A 15774-nucleotide genomic window follows, 5' to 3' on the forward strand; every position below is an offset into this window, starting at 1 on the left:
AGAAGCGGAGACGCAGATGCAAAAAGCCATGAAGATCGCGATCGTCGATGACGAGCAGGACATGCGCCAATCGATCAGCCAGTGGCTGGCCCTGTCGGGTTACGACACCGAGACCTTCCCGAGCGCCGAAGAGGCGCTGAAGAAGCTCGGGCCCGATTATCCGGGCATCGTGATCTCGGACATCAAGATGCCGGGCATGGATGGCATGGCCTTCCTGAAGAAACTGATGGGGACCGACAGCGCCCTTCCGGTGATCATGATCACCGGCCACGGCGACGTGCCGATGGCGGTGGAAGCGATGCGCCTTGGTGCCTTCGACTTCCTTGAAAAGCCGTTCAACCCCGACAAGATGACCCAGCTTGCCAAGAAGGCCGCCAATGCGCGCCGTCTGGTGATGGACAATCGTCAGCTGCGCAAGGAACTGTCGGACGGCGGCCAGATCATGAAGAAGTTGATCGGCACCTCTCCGGCGATGGAACGCCTGCGCGAGGACATTCTGGACCTGGGCCAGGCCGACGGCCATGTGCTGATCGACGGCGAAACCGGTACCGGCAAGACGCTGGTGGCCCATGCGCTGCACGCGGTGGGCGCGCGCGCCGGCAAGCGCTTCGTTCTGATCTCCTGCGCGGCCTTCGAGGAAGACGCGCTGTCCAAGCGCCTGTTCGGCCCGATGATGCCCGAGGATTCGCGCCTGCCCGCGATCGAGGAAGCCCGCGGCGGCACCCTGGTTCTGGAAGACGTCGAGGCGCTCTCGGATCAGCTTCAGGCCCGCCTGCTGAGCGCGATCAACGAGCAGGGCACGCCCGGGGAAACCCGGATCGTGGCGATCTCAAACCTGCAGGAGCAGAACCGCACCTGCGAGGACGTGCTGCGCCCGGACCTGTTCTACCGTCTGGCCGCGCTGCGCATCACCGTGCCGCCGCTGCGCCAGCGCGGCGAGGACATCCTGACCCTCTTCACCCGCTTCAGCGAGCAGTTCAGCGATGAATACGGCTGCGACAGCCCGCAGGTTTCGGCGCAGGAGGCCGCCCAGCTGCTGCAGGCGCCCTGGCCGGGCAACGTGCGTCAGCTGATCAACGTCGCCGAACGCGCCGTGCTGCAATCGCGTCGCGGCTCGGGCACCATCGCCTCCCTGCTGATGAGCGAGAACGAGGAGATGCAGCCGGTGATGACCACCGAGGGCAAGCCGCTGAAGGAATACGTGGAAGCCTTCGAGCGGATGCTGATCGACAATACGATGCGTCGCCACAAGGGCTCCATCGCCAGCGTCATGGAAGAGCTGTGCCTGCCGCGCCGGACCCTGAACGAGAAGATGGCGAAATACGGCCTGCAACGGGCCGATTACCTGGTCTGAGCGCAGGGCCTTGCGAAAAAGCAAACGGGGATGGTCCAGCCATCCCCGTTTTTCTTTGGCCTCAGCTGTGGGGCAGGTCCACGGCGAACCAGGCGAACTGGTTCACCTCATGCGAAGAGAAGTTGTTGTCGGCTTCCAGGATCAGGCTCTGCTTGCCGTCGATGACGGGGCCGAACTCGATGGCTTCCAGATTGTCGACGGGCACCTTGAAGGGATTGTGATCCTTGTCGAGCTGGAACCACAGGGTCTTCTGGACGGGGGTGTCCTTGGCCAGGTCCAGCTTGTCCTGACCCGAGACATCGGTGGCCCCATCAAGGCTGACCAGATAGGCACGGATGTTGTCGCCGACACCCTTGGTCCAGCTGCGCTCCAGCACCACGTAGCGGCCGTCGGGCAGGGCGGCCATGGCGCTGATGCCGTTGTCGGCCCAGTCTCCGGCTTTCGGCGGCGCGGCGGGGATCTTGTCGACCTCGTAGAGGTACTGGGCGCCGGGTTTCAGCGTCTCAAGGTCGAAGGTCAGCAGGCGGGCGGGGCTGCCGGCCTCCAGCGTTGCCTTCGGGCCGTCCTGCTGCAGCGCGTTCTCGGTCGCGGCGACCAGCATCTTGCCGTCGCCGCTCAGGGTCAGCCCCTCGTGGCCGAGGTTCTCGTAGACGCCGTGGTGCCCCGAGGCATCGGGCAGGAAGGCGGCGGGCAGGTCCAGCTTGTGGCTGTCGGTGCCGTCCATCTTGGCGACGTAGATCGCCGGGGCGTTCTCCTCGTCGCGCTCCGAGCTCCAGAACATGCGGTCATGGGCGGGATCCAGCGCGATGCCCTCGGGGTCGGCGCCCTTCTGGTCGAAATGCGCGCCGCCCGGCGCCATCAGCTCGTGCATGGACTTGATGTCCAGGCCCTTGAACTTGCCGTCCGCCAGCGTCAGCCCCAGCGTATAGAAGCGCACCGGGCCGAATTCCCCCTTGTCGTCCGAGATCGCGACGAAAGTGCCCGTTTTGGCATCATAGGACAGATCCGAAAGCCCGCCGAGGCCGACGCCGCCGATGGACAGCCCCGAGGTCAGCTCGAAATCATCCATGAACTGCGGCGCGGGCAGATCCTGGGCCATCAGGGCAGAGGGGGCTGCGGCCAGCAGCAGAAGGGGAAGAAGGTGTTTCATCGGCAATCCTTGTGATGAAAAGATGTGTTTCGCCGCCTTCGCGCGGCGATGTCACGATCGAATGACAGCGCCGTGACGTTCGCAAGACGTAGTTGTTTACCCGCCCGAAGTGCCTCTGCCGGGGTTGCGCGCGGCGGCCCCCGGCGGCGAGGCAGACAGAAATATCGCCGTTCCTCCTGCGGTTGTGACATTTTCCGCATTGTCATAAGGGCATGATGCACCTTATGTTCATGAAACGACTTTAGGGCTCTCACCCTGAACGAGAGAGTTTCCTGGCTCCGGGCGCACGGGTCTCCCGACCCCGGCTCCAGATAATGTGAACCCGACCGGGTTTAGAACTTGCCGCATGGCCCGAGGGCCGGACCGGCAGACAGTTGGCGCGGCGCCAGGTGCCGGTGGGCGGACCCGAGGACGGGACGCCCCGGTGATCTGGTCCGTGTCGGAGAAGAAACGCGATGTGGTGTGCGTGGACAGAGGCAAACGGAACGGGCGGCGAAAGCCGGACCCGCCGTATTGCCGCACCCGCCGGCCAGATCGCCCCTGACAGACGCCTTGCGACCGGGCCGCTCCTGATGGAGGCGGCCCTGTCGTCATGCGCAATTGGATCCAATGGCAAAGAAAATGCTTATCGATGCCACCCACGCGGAAGAAACCCGCGTCGTGGTGGTGGACGGCAACAAGGTCGAAGAGTTCGACTTTGAATCCGAAAACAAGCGCCAGCTTGCTGGCAACATCTACCTGGCAAAGGTAACGCGGGTCGAACCCTCGCTGCAGGCCGCCTTCGTGGATTACGGCGGGAACCGTCACGGTTTCCTGGCCTTCTCGGAGATTCATCCCGATTACTACCAGATCCCCGTCGCCGACCGTGAGGCGCTGATGGAGGAAGAGCGCGCCTATGCCGAGGCAATGAAGGCGCGCGACGAGGAAGAAGAGAAGAAGCCCCGCCGGTCGCGTTCGCGTCCCGCCCAGGCCTCTTCCACCGACAGCAGCGATGCCACCGCCAGCCGCGAAATCAGCGGGATGGAGACCATCGACCTCGAAGAGGAACCTACCGACGAGACCGCCGAAGAGGGCCGCTCGCCGATGGAAACCGTGCGCGACACGCCGGTCGAGGAACCTTCCGAGGACGAGGCAAGCGCCGAGGCAGAGGACAGCGCGGACGAGGATGAGGGTGAGGAAGACGGCGCTCGCCGGTCCTCGCGCCGTCGCCGCACGCGTTCGCGCCGTGGCAAGCAGGACGCCGAAGAGGCCGACAGCGATCCCGCCGACGAGATCGAGAGCGTCGCCGATGACGACGACCACGAGGATATCCGCCCGCCGCGCAAGCCGCGGCCCAAGCGCTACAAGATCCAGGAAGTCATCAAGGTCCGCCAGATCCTTCTGGTCCAGGTCGTCAAGGAAGAGCGCGGCAACAAGGGCGCGGCGCTGACCACCTACCTGTCGCTGGCCGGCCGCTACTGCGTGCTGATGCCGAACACCGCCCGTGGCGGCGGCATCTCCCGCAAGATCACCAACGCGGTGGATCGCAAGAAACTCAAGGAGATCGCGACCGAACTTGATGTGCCGTCCGGGGCCGGGCTGATCGTCCGCACCGCCGGTGCCAAGCGCACCAAGTCGGAGATCAAGCGCGATTACGAATATCTCCAGCGGCTCTGGGAACAGATCCGCGAGCTGACCCTGCGCTCGGTTGCGCCGGCGAAGATCTACGAGGAAGGCGATCTCATCAAGCGCTCGATCCGCGATCTCTACTCGCGCGAGATCGACGAGGTTCTGGTGGAAGGCGAACGCGGCTACCGCAACGCCAAGGACTTCATGAAGATGATCATGCCGTCCCACGCCAAGAACGTGAAGCACTACGCCGAGCAGATGCCGCTGTTCGCCCGCTATCAGGTCGAAAGCTACCTGGGCGGCATGTTCAACCCGGTGGTGCAGCTGAAATCCGGTGGCTACATCGTGATCGGCGTGACCGAGGCGCTGGTGGCGATCGACGTGAACTCCGGCCGGGCCACCAAGGAAGGCTCGATCGAGGAAACCGCGACCAAGACCAACCTGGAGGCCGCCGAGGAGGTGGCCCGCCAGCTGCGTCTGCGCGACCTTGCCGGCCTGATCGTCATCGACTTCATCGACATGGACGAGCGCAAGAACAACGCTGCCGTCGAGAAGAAGCTGAAGGACAAGCTGAAGACCGACCGCGCCCGCATCCAGGTCGGCCGCATCTCGGGCTTCGGCCTGCTGGAGATGTCGCGCCAGCGCCTGCGCCCCGGCATGATCGAGGCGACGACCCAGCCCTGTGCCCATTGCCACGGCACCGGCCTGATCCGCTCGGACGACAACATGGCGCTGAACGTGCTGCGCCAGATCGAGGAAGAGGGCACCCGCCGCCGCTCTCGCGAGGTTCTGGTGAAATGCCCGGTGGGCATCGCCAACTACCTGATGAACCAGAAGCGCGAACACGTGGCCCAGATCGAGGCGCGCTACGGCATGGCCGTCCGCATTGAGGGGCATCCGTCGCTGATCTCTCCGGATTTCGAGATGGAGAAGTTCAAGACGGCGACCCGCACCGTGGTCGAACAGGCCCCGGTGGTCTCGGTCGATGCCTCGCTGATGGATTCGATCGACGAGGCTGCCGAGGCCGCCGAAGCCGCAGAGGCGGAGGCGCTGGAAGCCGAACAGCTGGCCGAGGAAGCTGCCGAGGCGCAGGCCCAGGCCCAGGCCGAGGCGGAAGCCCAGGCGCAGGAGAGCGTGACCGAGGCCGAACCCGCCGCAGGCGAGGAACAGCCCAAGAAGAAGCGCCGTCGGCGTCGGCGTCGCCGGAAGGGCGGCAAGAACGATGGCGCCTCGGGCGATGACAGCCTGTCGGGCTCGGGCGATGACGTGATCCCCGCCGAGGAGAGCCAGGCGCCGGTCGCCCAGACCGCGCCGGAGCCTGTCGAGGCCGCCGCCGAGGCAGAGGCACCGGTGGCCGAGCCGACCCCGGAACCGGTCCTTGCAGAGGCCCCGGAAGAGGCGCCCGTCGCCGAGGAAGCCGAAGCGGTGGAGGTCCAGCCGGAGCCCGAAGCCGAGACCCGGCAGCCGGAACCGGCCCCCGAACCCGCGCCGCAGGCTGAACCGGCCCCGGCGCCCGCACCGCAGCCGGAAGCGCCCGCGGCGGAACCGGCCCTGGTGACGCCCGAGGAAGAGGCGAAGCCGAAGAAGACCGGCTGGTGGTCGGTCTGATCGGAAGCTGAATGCGGCAGGGGGCGTCCTTCGGGGCGCCCCCTTGCCGTTCAGCCGCGCCGGATCACGAAGCGCAGGGCCCCGTCGCGGGGCTGCTGCTCCAGCAGGTCATGGCCCGCCTCGGCGCAGAAATGCGGCATGTCGATGGCTGCCATCGGATCATCTGCCAGCACCACCAGCGCCTCGCCGGTCTGCATCCCCAGAAGCCGCTTGCGCGCCTTCAGCACGGGCAGGGGGCACAGCAGCCCGCGCGCATCCAGTTCCTGCATTCCGACCCTTTCATTTTCTTGTTCCAAATACCTCGGGGGAGTCGCCGCAGGCGACGGGGGCAGAGCCCCCTTCCGACCGGCCATCGCCCCCCGGACCGCCATAGCGCAGATCCCCCCGCGTCGCATCCTTTTGACGCCCGGACCGCCATGACCGGACCGCCACACCCGGGTTGTCATGCCCACGCCCACGCGACACCCGCACGCCCCACGCCGACACGCCCCGATACTGACACGCCCATGTGAGACGGTTCCAGGTGACGCGCCGCCGCCGCCGCGCTATGGCAGGATCATGTTCGGAATCGAAATCATGGACGCGGCCCTTCTGCCCGCGATGATCGTGGCGGCCCTGGCCGGAGTGATCTCCTTCCTCAGCCCCTGCGTGCTGCCCATCGTGCCGCCTTATCTGGCCTACATGTCGGGCGTGTCGCTGCAGGACATGGGGCAGCGCGGCGCCCGGGGCCGGGCGCTGCTGCCGGCGCTGTTCTTCGTGCTGGGCCTGTCGACGGTCTTCCTGTTCCTGGGCTTCGCGGCCTCGGCGGTGGGCTCGGTCTTCCTGCAGCACCAGGGCCTCTTCAACAGCATCGCGGGCATCGTCGTAATGATCTTCGGGGCGCATTTCGTCGGCATCTACCGCATCGCCTTCCTGGACCGCGAGGCCCGCCTGGATGCCGGCGATCGCGGCGGCAGCGCCTTCGGGGCCTATGTGCTGGGGCTGGCCTTCGCCTTCGGCTGGACGCCCTGCATCGGGCCGCAGCTGGGCGCCATCCTGTCGCTGGCCGCGCAGGAGGCCTCGCTGCCGCGCGGCACGCTGCTGCTGGCAACCTATGCGGCGGGCCTGGGCATTCCCTTCCTGCTGGTGGCGGCCTTCCTGCCGCGCCTGACCGGGCTGATGGGCTGGATGAAACGCCACATGGCGCAGATCGAACGCACCATGGGCCTGCTGCTCTGGACCATCGGCCTGCTGATGCTGACCGGCGGCTTCTCGCGCTTCTCCTACTGGCTGCTTGAAACCATGCCGGGCCTCGCCAAACTGGGGTAAGGCCTTACTTCGGACCGATTTCCGGATTACACTACCCCGGGGAGAGGAGCATGAGCAGTACACACTCTGAGCAGGGGTCCGGCGCGGAGCCCTCCGCAGACGTGGCCGGGACCGGGAGGGTCCGCCGGCGCCACGTTTTTTACCTGCCGGGTTACGACCCGGTGCATCCGCGCCGCTACCGCGAACTCTACCGCCGCGAATCCGCGATTCAGGGCGCGGTCTCGGGCTACGAGATCGCCCTGAGGGCCCGGACCGGGCAGGGCCCCTACGGCTGGCATGTCACCGCCAACTTCGGCGAGGCCACCGTCGAGACCGAGATGGAGGTCCTGCCCTGGACCGATATCGTGCGCGACTCCATGGGGCGCAGCATCGCCTCGACCTACCTGCAGCTGGCCCGCACCGCGTTCAGCTATGTCGGCACCGGTGCGCTTGGCCGGCTGGTGCGGCTGCGCCGGGGGCCGGTGCTGGCGGCGCTCTATCCGGTGGGCTTCCTGCTGCTGCAACTCGCCCTCGCGGTGCTGGCGGCGGTGCTGCTGGGCCGGCTCTTCAACTGGGCGGCCGAGGGGGCGCGGCTGCCGCTGGTCGATCCCTGGATCGGCCTTCTGGTGGGGCTGGCGGTGATCCCGCTCGTGCTGGACTGGTTCCGCCGCCACGACGCCCGCTTCTATGCCTATTACCTGATGCATGACTATGCCTATGCGGCGCGCAATGCGGGCGCCGTCCCGCCCGAGCTGGCCGGGCGCATCACCCGTTTCCGCAGCCGCATCGCCGAAGTTCTGCGCGCCGGCGAGGTGGACGAGGTGCTGGTGGTCGGCCATTCCTCGGGGGCGCATCTGGCTGTCCAGATCCTGGCCGAGCTGCTGCGCGAGGAAGCGCTGCCAAGGACCCGTCCGGCGCTGGCGCTGCTGACCCTGGGCCAGGTGGTCCCCATGGTTTCCTTCCTGCCGGGGGCCTGGCGGCTGCGCGCCGACCTTGCCGATCTCTCGGCCCGGCCCGAACTGTTCTGGCTCGATGTCTCGGCGCCCGGCGATGGCTGCTGCTTCGCGCTTTGCGATCCGGTGGCGGTCAGCGGCGTCGCGCCGCCTGGACAGCTCTGGCCGCGGGTGATCTCGGCCGCGTTCAGCCGGACGTTGTCGCCCGACCGCCGCCAGGAGCTGCGCTGGCGCTTCTTCCGCCTGCATTTCCAGTATCTCTGCGCCTTCGACCGGCCCGGCGATTACGACTATTTTCGCATCACCGCCGGGCCCCGCACGCTGGAGGAGGCCTATCGCGACCGCCCGCCATCGCCGGGGCGGATCAGCACCCCTGTCAACCGCCACCGGAGCCTCGTACCGTGAGCGCGCCTTCCGGTCTGCCGCCGAAACCTCCGTCTCGGCCCGACCGGATCTCGCTATGGGCGCGCGCGCGGCTGTTTCGCGAAAATGTCCTCGCCGCCCAGCCCGAGCGCCTCTACGGCGCCTGGATGGCCGAGTTTCGCACGCCCTTCTTCCGCTCCTTCCTGATCAACCAACCCGAGCTGCTGACCCTTGTGCTGAAGGCGCGACCGGAGGATTTTCCCAAGGCCGACCGCCTGTCGGAGGGGCTGGCGCCGCTGCTGGGGCAATCGGTCTTCCAGACCAACGGGGCGCTCTGGGCGCGTCAGCGGCGGATCATCGACCCGGCCTTCGCCGGTGGGCGGCTGAAGGATACCGTGCCGGCAATGCAGGCCGCCGCCCGCGCCTCGGTCGCGCGGCTGGCGGCGCAGCAGGGCCCCGTGGACATCGAGGCCGAAACCAGCCATTTCGCCGCCGACGTGATCTTCCGCACGCTGTTCTCCCTGCCGATCGAGGATGGGACGGCGCAGCGCACCTTCCAGCTGTTCCGGGCCTACCAGCGTGCCCAGCCGATCCTGACCGCCGGAGCCCTGATCCCGCGACCGCGCTGGCTGCGCCGCCGCCCGCCCGCCGAGGCCCGTCACCTGGCCGCCGAGATCCGCGCCCTGATCCGCCAGCTGACCGAGACCCGGATGGCCGAGATCCGCGCCGGCACCGCCCCCGACGATCTGGCCACCAAGATCATGACGACGGTCGATCCGCAGACCGGTCAGGGCTTCGGGATCGAGGAAATGGTCGACCAGGTGGCGATCTTCTTCCTTGCGGGTCACGAGACCTCGGCCTCGGCGCTGTCCTGGGCGCTCTACCTGCTGGCCGTTCACCCGGACTGGCAGGCCCGTGCCGCCGCCGAGGCGCGCGCCGGTGTGCCGGGCCTGGCCGGGCTGGGCCACCGCCGGCTGATCCGCGACATCTTCCGCGAGACGCTGCGCCTCTATCCGCCGCTGCCCATGGTGCTGCGGGAGGCGCGCTGCCCGGTGCATCTGCGCGGCCGCCGGGTGCCGCGCGGCGCCCAGGTGGTGATCAGCCCCTGGCACCTGCACCGCCACAGGCTGCTCTGGGACAATCCCGACGGCTTCGATCCCGCCCGCTGGCAGAGCGCCAACGGACAGCGGGGCCTGCGCGACGCCTTCCTGCCGTTCCTCGCCGGGCCAAGGGTGTGCCTCGGGGCCGGATTCGCGATGATCGAGGGGCAGCTCTTCCTCTGCGAGGTGCTCTCGGCGCTGGAACTCGCGCCGGTGCCGGGCCGGGTGCCGGTGCCGGTGTCGCATCTGACGCTGCGCAGCGGGCAGGGGATCTGGCTGCAATTGCGCCCGCGCGGGCTCGACGACGATGTCGCGGCCCCGGGTGATTGCCACCCCCCGGGTTCCAGCGTTAACTGATCTTAACGCTGCCCCCGGAGACTGCATGATCCGAGCCCCGAGACAGGCCCTGTCCCATATCCTTCTGATCGCCATCCTCGCGCTGTCGGCCGCCGCCGTACAGGCCGGCCCCCTGTTGCCGCAGAGCCGGGCTCCGGGGGATCCGGTGGCCCTGCGCCAGCTGCTCGTCGAGGCCGGGCGGCAGGGGGCTGTCTCCGCCGCCTGCTGCCGGGTCTGTCATACCGGCCAGGCCTGCGGTAACGCCTGCATTTCGCGCAGCAAGAGCTGTCACAAGGGGCAGGGCTGCGCCTGCGACGGCTAGGCCGGGCCCGGTCCTGTGCGGGTCTGGTTTTGTTAACGATCGGAAATTTCATGTTGCCCTCCCTTTTCAGAAAGCTTCACGACGTCTCGCGCCGGCTGGTGGTGCGGGTCCTGCTGATCGCCGGCCTGGCGATCCTGGCGGTGATCCTGGCGCGGCTTGGCGGCCGGCTGATCCCGCCGGGCCTGACCGGCCTCGTCGGCCCGGAGGCGGTGGACAAGATCCTCTCGATCATCGCCAACTCCATGCTGACGGTCACCACCTTCTCGCTGACGATCATGGCGGCGGTGCACCGCTACGTCTCGGGGCAATGGACCCCGCGCGCCCATCAGGCGCTGCTGCAGGACACGGTGACCCAGACCGTGCTGGCGACCTTCGTGGGCGCCTATCTCTATGCGCTCCTGGCGATCATCCTGCGCGAGACCGGCGGCTTCGACGGCCCCTCTCTGCTGGTGCTCTACTGCACGACGCTGGTGGTCGTGGCGATGATCGTGATCGCGATCATCCGCTGGATCTCCCACATGGAGCAGCTGGGCTCGCTCATCGAAACCTCTTCCCGGATCGAGGAACGCACCACCAAGGCCTTCCAGCTGCGCGCCGCCTGGCCCTCCCTGGGGGCGCGACCGCTCATCTTCCGCGAGATCCCGAAGGCGACGCATCAGGTCGCGGCCTGCCGCAGCGGCTATGTCTGCCAGATCTACCAGGATCGCCTCCAGCAGGCGGCGCAGGACGTCGGCGCCCATGTCTGGCTGCTGCATCCCGTGGGCGCCTTCGTGCATCGCGGCCAGGCCCTGGCCCGCACCGAGAGCGAGGATCCGGAGCTGCTGCGCGCCCTGGCCGCCGCCATCCAGATCGGCCCGTTGCGCAATTACGACCAGGATCCGGAGTTCGGCTTCATCTGCCTGCGCGAGATCGCGGTGCGGGCGCTCTCGCCGGGCATCAACGATCCGGGCACGGCGGAAAACATCCTGCGCCGCATCGCCCGGGTTCTGATGGGCATCGATTCCCCCGCCGATGGCGAGGGGCAGCGGGTGCTGCACGACCGGCTCTACATTCCCGCCCTCGACACCCGCCGCCTGACCGAGGACATCCTGGTGCCGATCCTCAAGGACGGCGCCGCGCGCCCCGAGCTGGCGGCCCCTTTCGAGGAAACGCTGCTGGCGCTCTCGGCCCATGTCGATCCCGGCATCTCGCAATCGGCCCGCGACCTGCGCGTCCGCCTGCACCGCTCCCTGGCGGAAGATGCCCGCCACGGGCTGTAACCGCAAGGCGTCTGCGCCCCATTCCGCAGCCGGGCCTCCCCGTCATCTGGCCAGAAATATCCCGGGGGAGGCTTCCGCAGGAAGCCGGGGGCAGCGCCCCCTCCTTCCCAGACCCCAGACCCCAGACCAAACGTCCCGCCGCTCAGGCGGCCAGGGGCCGGATCTTCAGCCGGGTGATGCGGTTGTCCTTGCGCGCCGCGACCTCGAAGCGGAAGCCGTGGAACGAGAAGACCTGGCCGGCGGTCGGGATCATCTGCGCCTCGTGGATGACGAGGCCGGCGATGGTATTGGCCTCCTCGTCGGGCAGCGACCATTCCATCGCGCGGTTCAGGTCGCGGATCGTCATCGCGCCGTCGACCAGGTACTGGCCGTCCTCGGTGCGCCGCACGATCTGTTCGGCCGCGGCCGGGTCGAACTCGTCGGCGATCTCGCCGACGATCTCCTCCAGGATGTCCTCCAGCGTGATCAGCCCCTGGAGCGAGCCGTATTCGTCCACCACCAGCGCGAAATGGGTGCGCAGGCGCAGGAACTGGCGCATCTGTTCGTCCAGCGCCGTCGTTTCGGGGATGAAGTAGGGCTTCATCATCACGTCGGCGATCTGGAAATCCTTCAGCACCTCCTCGTCGGTGCCGCCGGCAGCGGCGCCTTCGGTGGCCAGCCGGTAGGTGGCGCGGAACAGGTCCTTGGCATGGAGGATGCCGATGATGTTCTCGGGCTCGTCCTGGTAGACCGGCAGCCGCGTGTGGTTCGACCGCAGGCACTGGCCCAGGATTTCCTGCGCCGGATCGGCGATGTTGATCGTCTCGATCCGCGAGCGGTGCAGCATGATCTCTTCCACCGTGCGATCGCTCAGGTCCAGCGCGCCCAGGATCCGGTCGCGGTCTTCCTTCTCGACCACGCCCTCGGAATGGCCCAGCTGCAGCGCACCGGCGATTTCCTCGCGCACCGCAAGGACCTGGCTGTCGGCATCGGTCTTCACCCCGAAGAGGCGCAGCACCAGGCGCACGATCAACCGCACCAGGGCCACGAAGGGCGTGGCGATGCGGATGATGAAGGCGATCGGGGCCGAGACCCGCGCCGCCGCCGCTTCCGCGTTGGAGATCGCGTAGGTCTTCGGCAGCACCTCCGAGAAGACCAGCACAAGGATGGTCATCACCAGCGTCGCCAGCGCCACGCCGCCGTCCCCCAGGACCCGCGTGAACAGCGAGGTCGTCAGCGACGTTGCCAGGATATTGACCAGGTTGTTGCCCAGCAGCACCGAGCCGATCAGCCGTTCGCTGTCTTCGGTGATTTCCAGCGCACGCTCTGCGCCGCGATTGCCCTTGTCGGCCTGGCTGCGCAGTTTCCCGCGCGAGGCTGCCGTCAGCGCCGTTTCAGAGCCCGAGAAGAAGGCCGAGAAGACCAGCAGCAGGACGATGGCGCCGGCCGTGATCCAGAAAGCTCCGTCCAGTGCGCCTGTGGTTCCGTCCATCTTGTCCCTCGCAGATCTGCATTCCTGCAAGGGGTTATGGGGCCGCCCGCGCGGCGGTTCAAGGGGCGGAAGGCGTCGTCCCGCCAGGGTCGCGCCGATTGCGCCGGCGCCTCCGCAAACGCCCGCATCAGTCGCGGGCGCTGTCTTCCTCGGCGGGCGCGGGCAGGGCGGCCCGGCTCAGCGGATGGTGCTCCTCGACCAGGGATTGCAGCCGGGCCTCCAGGACGTGGGTGTAGATCTCGGTGGTGGCCAGGTCGGCATGGCCCAGCAGGGTCTGGATGGCGCGCAGATCGGCGCCGTTCTCCAGCAGGTGGGTCGCGAAGGCATGGCGCAGCCGGTGCGGCGTGACCTTTTCCGGAGAGATCCCGGCGGTCACGGCGATCTCCTTGATCAGCGTGTAGAAGCGGATCCGGGTCAGGTGGCCTTCGCGCCCGCGCGAGGGGAACAGGAAACGCGATGGCGTGCCGCCGGAAAGGCGCACCTCTTCCTCGTGGGCATCGCGCAGTTCCAGCCACAGATCCAGCGCCGTGCGCGCGGGTCCCGACAGCGGCACCAGCCGTTCCTTGCCGCTCTTGCCGCGAATGAGCAGCATCTCGGGGTGGCCGCGCGCGGCGGCGGCGGGCAGGGAGACCAGTTCGCTCACCCGCATTCCGGTGGCGTAGAGCAGCTCCAGCAGGCAGGTGTTGCGGCAGCGGTCCTCCTCGCGGCGGCCATGCTGGCGGGCGGCCTCCAGAAGGGCGTCGACCTCTGCCGGGGTCAGGATCTTCGGCAGGGAGCGCGCCTTGCCCGGGCTGCGGATCTGGATCGCCGGATTGTCGCTGCGCCAGCCTTCGTCGAAGGCGAAACGGTACAGCTGCTTGACCGCCGAGAGGCGCCGCGCCCGGGTGGCGCGTTTCAGCCCTTCGGCATCGCAATGCACAAGGTAGGCCTCGATATCGTCACGGCTGGCGGCGGGCCAGTCCAGGCCCCGGGCGGCCAGCCAGCCCCGCAGGTCCTTCAGGTCGCGGCCATAGGCCAGCAGGGTGTTGCGCGCGGCGCCGCTTTCGGCGGCCAGCGCGTCCAGGAAGGCGGGTAGCCAGCGGTCTGGGTTGGGCTGCTCGGTCATGGCTCAGACATGGTCATCAAGAAGGATCAGTTGCAGCGCGGCCTGGCGGGCGGTGTCCTCCAGGCCGACGGCGCGGAAGGTGGCCAGCGCCGGCACGACGGAAGGCAGGTCCCCGGCGCGGGCCGAAAGGTACAGCTCCATCGCGCCCAGGATCGCCTCGCCCAGGCGGCCCTGGCGGATCTGGTCCATCAGCGCCTCGGGGGGGCGGGTGTCCTCGGCGAAGCCTTCGGTGATCAGGCGGGCGGCCTCGCTGGGCGGGGCCACCGTGTCGGGCTTGCCCTGGGCCAGCGCCAGCAGGAAGCGATCGGTGTCGTCATGGGCGGTCAGCCCGGCGGCGGCCTGTTCAAAGCCCGGTGCCAGCAGGGCGGCGCGCGTGGCGATGCGCCCGGCCGGCCCGGCATCGTGAGAATAGGCGGCCAGCTGGGCGCCGTAGATCCGGGCGAAGGGCACCCGCAGCTGCGCGTCGCCCATCGCGTCCCAGGCGCCGGGCAGGGTGTTCAGCACCTTGGCGTCGGTGCCGCCCCCGGGGGCCTTGCCAAGCGCGGTGTCGAAGGCCTGAAGCGCCGCGACCCGGTCCCAGATCCCGCCCGAGGCCGAAGGCTGCCCGCTGGTATAGATCCCGAGCAGGGCGTTTTCCGGCAGCGCGCCGGTGCGGGCCAGCCGTTCGGCGGCGTCAAGTTCGGCCTTCCAGCCGGAGATGCCGCGCAGATCCGAGACCGCGTAGGCCCGGGGCAGGCCGGCAGTGGCCATGGGTTCGCCGATCGCCTCGGACAGGCGGAACATCAGCGGAGAAATCCGCGCCGGGGGCGGCAGGGCCACGGCGGTATCGTCCGAATCGACATCCAGGAACCGGCTCAGCAGATGCGCCTCGGCGGGCGGCAGGTTGCCAAGGGCTGTGGCCGAGTCGAGCAGCAGCGCGGCGGTGTCCCAGTCATTGTCCCGCGCCAGGCAGAAGATCCGCGATCCCTGGTCGGGCGCGAGCCCGGGATCGGTGGCGATGCTCTGGCAGGGCGTGGCCTCGGTGCCGTTCAGCAGCGACAGCTCGAACCAGCGCTGGAACAGCGCCGGATCGGTCTTGGGGCCGGCACGTTCGATCAGCGCCAGCGCCGGCTCCACCGCGCCCAGGTCGCGCAGCTTGTCGATCCGGGCGCGCAGCAGCGGGTCGCCGCCTTCGCTCGGGGTCTCACCGGGCGGATCGACCTCGGCCAGAAGCAGGGTATAGAGCAGCGACTGCATCGCCGGGCTGCTGGTCACATCAAGCCGGGCCAGACGCTGGGCGATGTCGCGCGCGGTCGAACCCTGCCAGAGCGAAGCCGGCAGCCCGGTGACGGAGGTCGGCAGCAGGCCCACCGCATCGGCCTCGACGCCGCCCAGCGGCGCGCTCGAGACCGGCGGCGTCAGCGCGCTCTGGCTGACGGGGGGCTCATTGTGCTGCAGCCCGCTGTCGGGCACGACGATGCCGGCCGCGCTGAGCGCGCTCAGCCAGTCGATGGCGGTGATCGGATTGCCGGCGCCCTGATCGCGCCCGACGGCCTGCGGCGCCTGGGCCGAAGCCCCCTGCGCCGCGGCCAGTCCAAGGCCGATCATCACTGCGAGCTGATGCGGTTTCAGGGCCCTGTCACTCCGCCTTCAAGGTCACGGGCGTGTGCACTTCCTGTGCGGGCGGTGCAAAGTTCACCCCAAGCCACGGCCCCACATAGGCATAGGCCACAAGGGCGATTCCTGCCAGAATTGCCAGATAAAGGAGCCATTTCAGCACACGCAACATGTAGTTCCCGCCTCGTTCGCTAGTGTTTTGACCACTTTATAACTGGCATTTTCGGTGAGATCACGTCATTCAGACCCAAATTCACGGAAA

At 68.3% G+C, this 15774-nt stretch carries 13 protein-coding genes; 7 read left to right on the forward strand and 6 right to left on the reverse strand.

The annotated features are described in order from the left end of the window. Positions 1-16 precede the first annotated feature (16 nt). The gene (locus KM176_RS07220) at positions 17-1354 is read left to right on the forward strand and encodes a sigma-54-dependent transcriptional regulator (protein WP_160892868.1); all 1338 of its coding nucleotides are present in this window, start codon (positions 17-19) and stop codon (positions 1352-1354) included. 61 nt (positions 1355-1415) lie between these two features. Here KM176_RS07220 and KM176_RS07225 read toward each other — a convergent pair whose 3' ends face one another. Then, on the reverse strand, positions 1416-2504 hold the full coding sequence (locus KM176_RS07225) for an esterase-like activity of phytase family protein (protein ID WP_160892870.1): 1089 nt from the start codon (positions 2502-2504) through the stop codon (positions 1416-1418). A 609-nt stretch (positions 2505-3113) separates the two neighbouring features. On the opposite strand from KM176_RS07225, the gene KM176_RS07230 reads away from it, so the two are divergent. Beyond that, complete coding sequence (locus KM176_RS07230) at positions 3114-5720, forward strand: Rne/Rng family ribonuclease (RefSeq protein ID WP_160892872.1); 2607 nt, start codon at positions 3114-3116, stop codon at positions 5718-5720. Positions 5721-5770: 50 nt separating this feature from the next. Here KM176_RS07230 and KM176_RS07235 read toward each other — a convergent pair whose 3' ends face one another. Continuing rightward, positions 5771-5989: a sulfurtransferase TusA family protein gene (locus tag KM176_RS07235; protein WP_160892874.1), complete on the reverse strand. Its 219-nt coding sequence runs from the start codon at positions 5987-5989 to the stop codon at positions 5771-5773. Between the two features lie 289 nt (positions 5990-6278). Here KM176_RS07235 and KM176_RS07240 point away from each other — a divergent pair, with 289 nt between their 5' ends. Genes KM176_RS07240 through KM176_RS07260 form a run of 5 tightly spaced genes read left to right on the forward strand, consistent with a single transcriptional unit; the run spans position 6279 to position 11340 of the window. Beyond that, positions 6279-7028, forward strand: coding sequence for a cytochrome c biogenesis CcdA family protein (locus KM176_RS07240; protein ID WP_160892876.1), 750 nt, complete (start codon positions 6279-6281; stop codon positions 7026-7028). A gap of 50 nt (positions 7029-7078) precedes the next feature. Next, on the forward strand, positions 7079-8365 hold the full coding sequence (locus KM176_RS07245) for a hypothetical protein (RefSeq protein WP_236045212.1): 1287 nt from the start codon (positions 7079-7081) through the stop codon (positions 8363-8365). Next, positions 8362-9780, forward strand: coding sequence for a cytochrome P450 (locus tag KM176_RS07250; RefSeq protein WP_311136140.1), 1419 nt, complete (start codon positions 8362-8364; stop codon positions 9778-9780). The genes KM176_RS07245 and KM176_RS07250 overlap by 4 nt, the downstream gene beginning before the upstream one ends. A gap of 25 nt (positions 9781-9805) precedes the next feature. After that, positions 9806-10081 carry a hypothetical protein gene (locus tag KM176_RS07255; RefSeq protein WP_160892878.1) on the forward strand — a complete coding sequence of 92 codons (276 nt, stop codon included), beginning with the start codon at positions 9806-9808 and terminating at the stop codon, positions 10079-10081. 50 nt (positions 10082-10131) lie between these two features. After that, entirely contained in the window at positions 10132-11340 is a 1209-nt protein-coding gene (locus tag KM176_RS07260; protein ID WP_160892880.1) for a DUF2254 domain-containing protein, read from the forward strand. Between the two features lie 142 nt (positions 11341-11482). Here the strand turns inward: KM176_RS07260 and KM176_RS07265 are convergent, their stop codons facing one another. From KM176_RS07265 to KM176_RS07280, 4 genes are all read right to left on the reverse strand, one after another. After that, positions 11483-12811 carry an HlyC/CorC family transporter gene (locus tag KM176_RS07265; protein ID WP_160892882.1) on the reverse strand — a complete coding sequence of 443 codons (1329 nt, stop codon included), beginning with the start codon at positions 12809-12811 and terminating at the stop codon, positions 11483-11485. 127 nt (positions 12812-12938) lie between these two features. Continuing rightward, positions 12939-13916 carry a site-specific tyrosine recombinase XerD gene (locus KM176_RS07270; RefSeq protein ID WP_160892884.1) on the reverse strand — a complete coding sequence of 326 codons (978 nt, stop codon included), beginning with the start codon at positions 13914-13916 and terminating at the stop codon, positions 12939-12941. Between the two features lie 3 nt (positions 13917-13919). Beyond that, on the reverse strand, positions 13920-15503 hold the full coding sequence (locus tag KM176_RS07275; protein WP_160892886.1) for a hypothetical protein: 1584 nt from the start codon (positions 15501-15503) through the stop codon (positions 13920-13922). A 31-nt stretch (positions 15504-15534) separates the two neighbouring features. After that, positions 15535-15684, reverse strand: a complete 150-nt coding sequence (locus tag KM176_RS07280; RefSeq protein WP_202397754.1) for a hypothetical protein — start codon at positions 15682-15684, stop codon at positions 15535-15537. Positions 15685-15774 lie beyond the last annotated feature (90 nt).

The sequence above is a fragment of the Pseudooceanicola endophyticus genome, from assembly GCF_018760365.1.
Lineage (GTDB): Bacteria > Pseudomonadota > Alphaproteobacteria > Rhodobacterales > Rhodobacteraceae > Pseudooceanicola > Pseudooceanicola endophyticus.

Excerpts from the sequence above, each read along its gene's own strand:
- KM176_RS07220 (WP_160892868.1), top strand. The coding sequence starts at position 17 with ATGCAAAAAGCCATGAAGATCGCGATCGTCGATGACGAGCAGGACATG.
- KM176_RS07225 (WP_160892870.1), bottom strand. The coding sequence starts at position 2,504 with ATGAAACACCTTCTTCCCCTTCTGCTGCTGGCCGCAGCCCCCTCTGCC.
- KM176_RS07230 (WP_160892872.1), top strand. The coding sequence starts at position 3,114 with ATGGCAAAGAAAATGCTTATCGATGCCACCCACGCGGAAGAAACCCGC.
- KM176_RS07235 (WP_160892874.1), bottom strand. The coding sequence starts at position 5,989 with ATGCAGGAACTGGATGCGCGCGGGCTGCTGTGCCCCCTGCCCGTGCTG.
- KM176_RS07240 (WP_160892876.1), top strand. The coding sequence starts at position 6,279 with ATGTTCGGAATCGAAATCATGGACGCGGCCCTTCTGCCCGCGATGATC.
- KM176_RS07245 (WP_236045212.1), top strand. The coding sequence starts at position 7,079 with ATGAGCAGTACACACTCTGAGCAGGGGTCCGGCGCGGAGCCCTCCGCA.
- KM176_RS07255 (WP_160892878.1), top strand. The coding sequence starts at position 9,806 with ATGATCCGAGCCCCGAGACAGGCCCTGTCCCATATCCTTCTGATCGCC.
- KM176_RS07260 (WP_160892880.1), top strand. The coding sequence starts at position 10,132 with ATGTTGCCCTCCCTTTTCAGAAAGCTTCACGACGTCTCGCGCCGGCTG.
- KM176_RS07265 (WP_160892882.1), bottom strand. The coding sequence starts at position 12,811 with ATGGACGGAACCACAGGCGCACTGGACGGAGCTTTCTGGATCACGGCC.
- KM176_RS07270 (WP_160892884.1), bottom strand. The coding sequence starts at position 13,916 with ATGACCGAGCAGCCCAACCCAGACCGCTGGCTACCCGCCTTCCTGGAC.
- KM176_RS07275 (WP_160892886.1), bottom strand. The coding sequence starts at position 15,503 with ATGATCGGCCTTGGACTGGCCGCGGCGCAGGGGGCTTCGGCCCAGGCG.
- KM176_RS07280 (WP_202397754.1), bottom strand. The coding sequence starts at position 15,684 with ATGTTGCGTGTGCTGAAATGGCTCCTTTATCTGGCAATTCTGGCAGGA.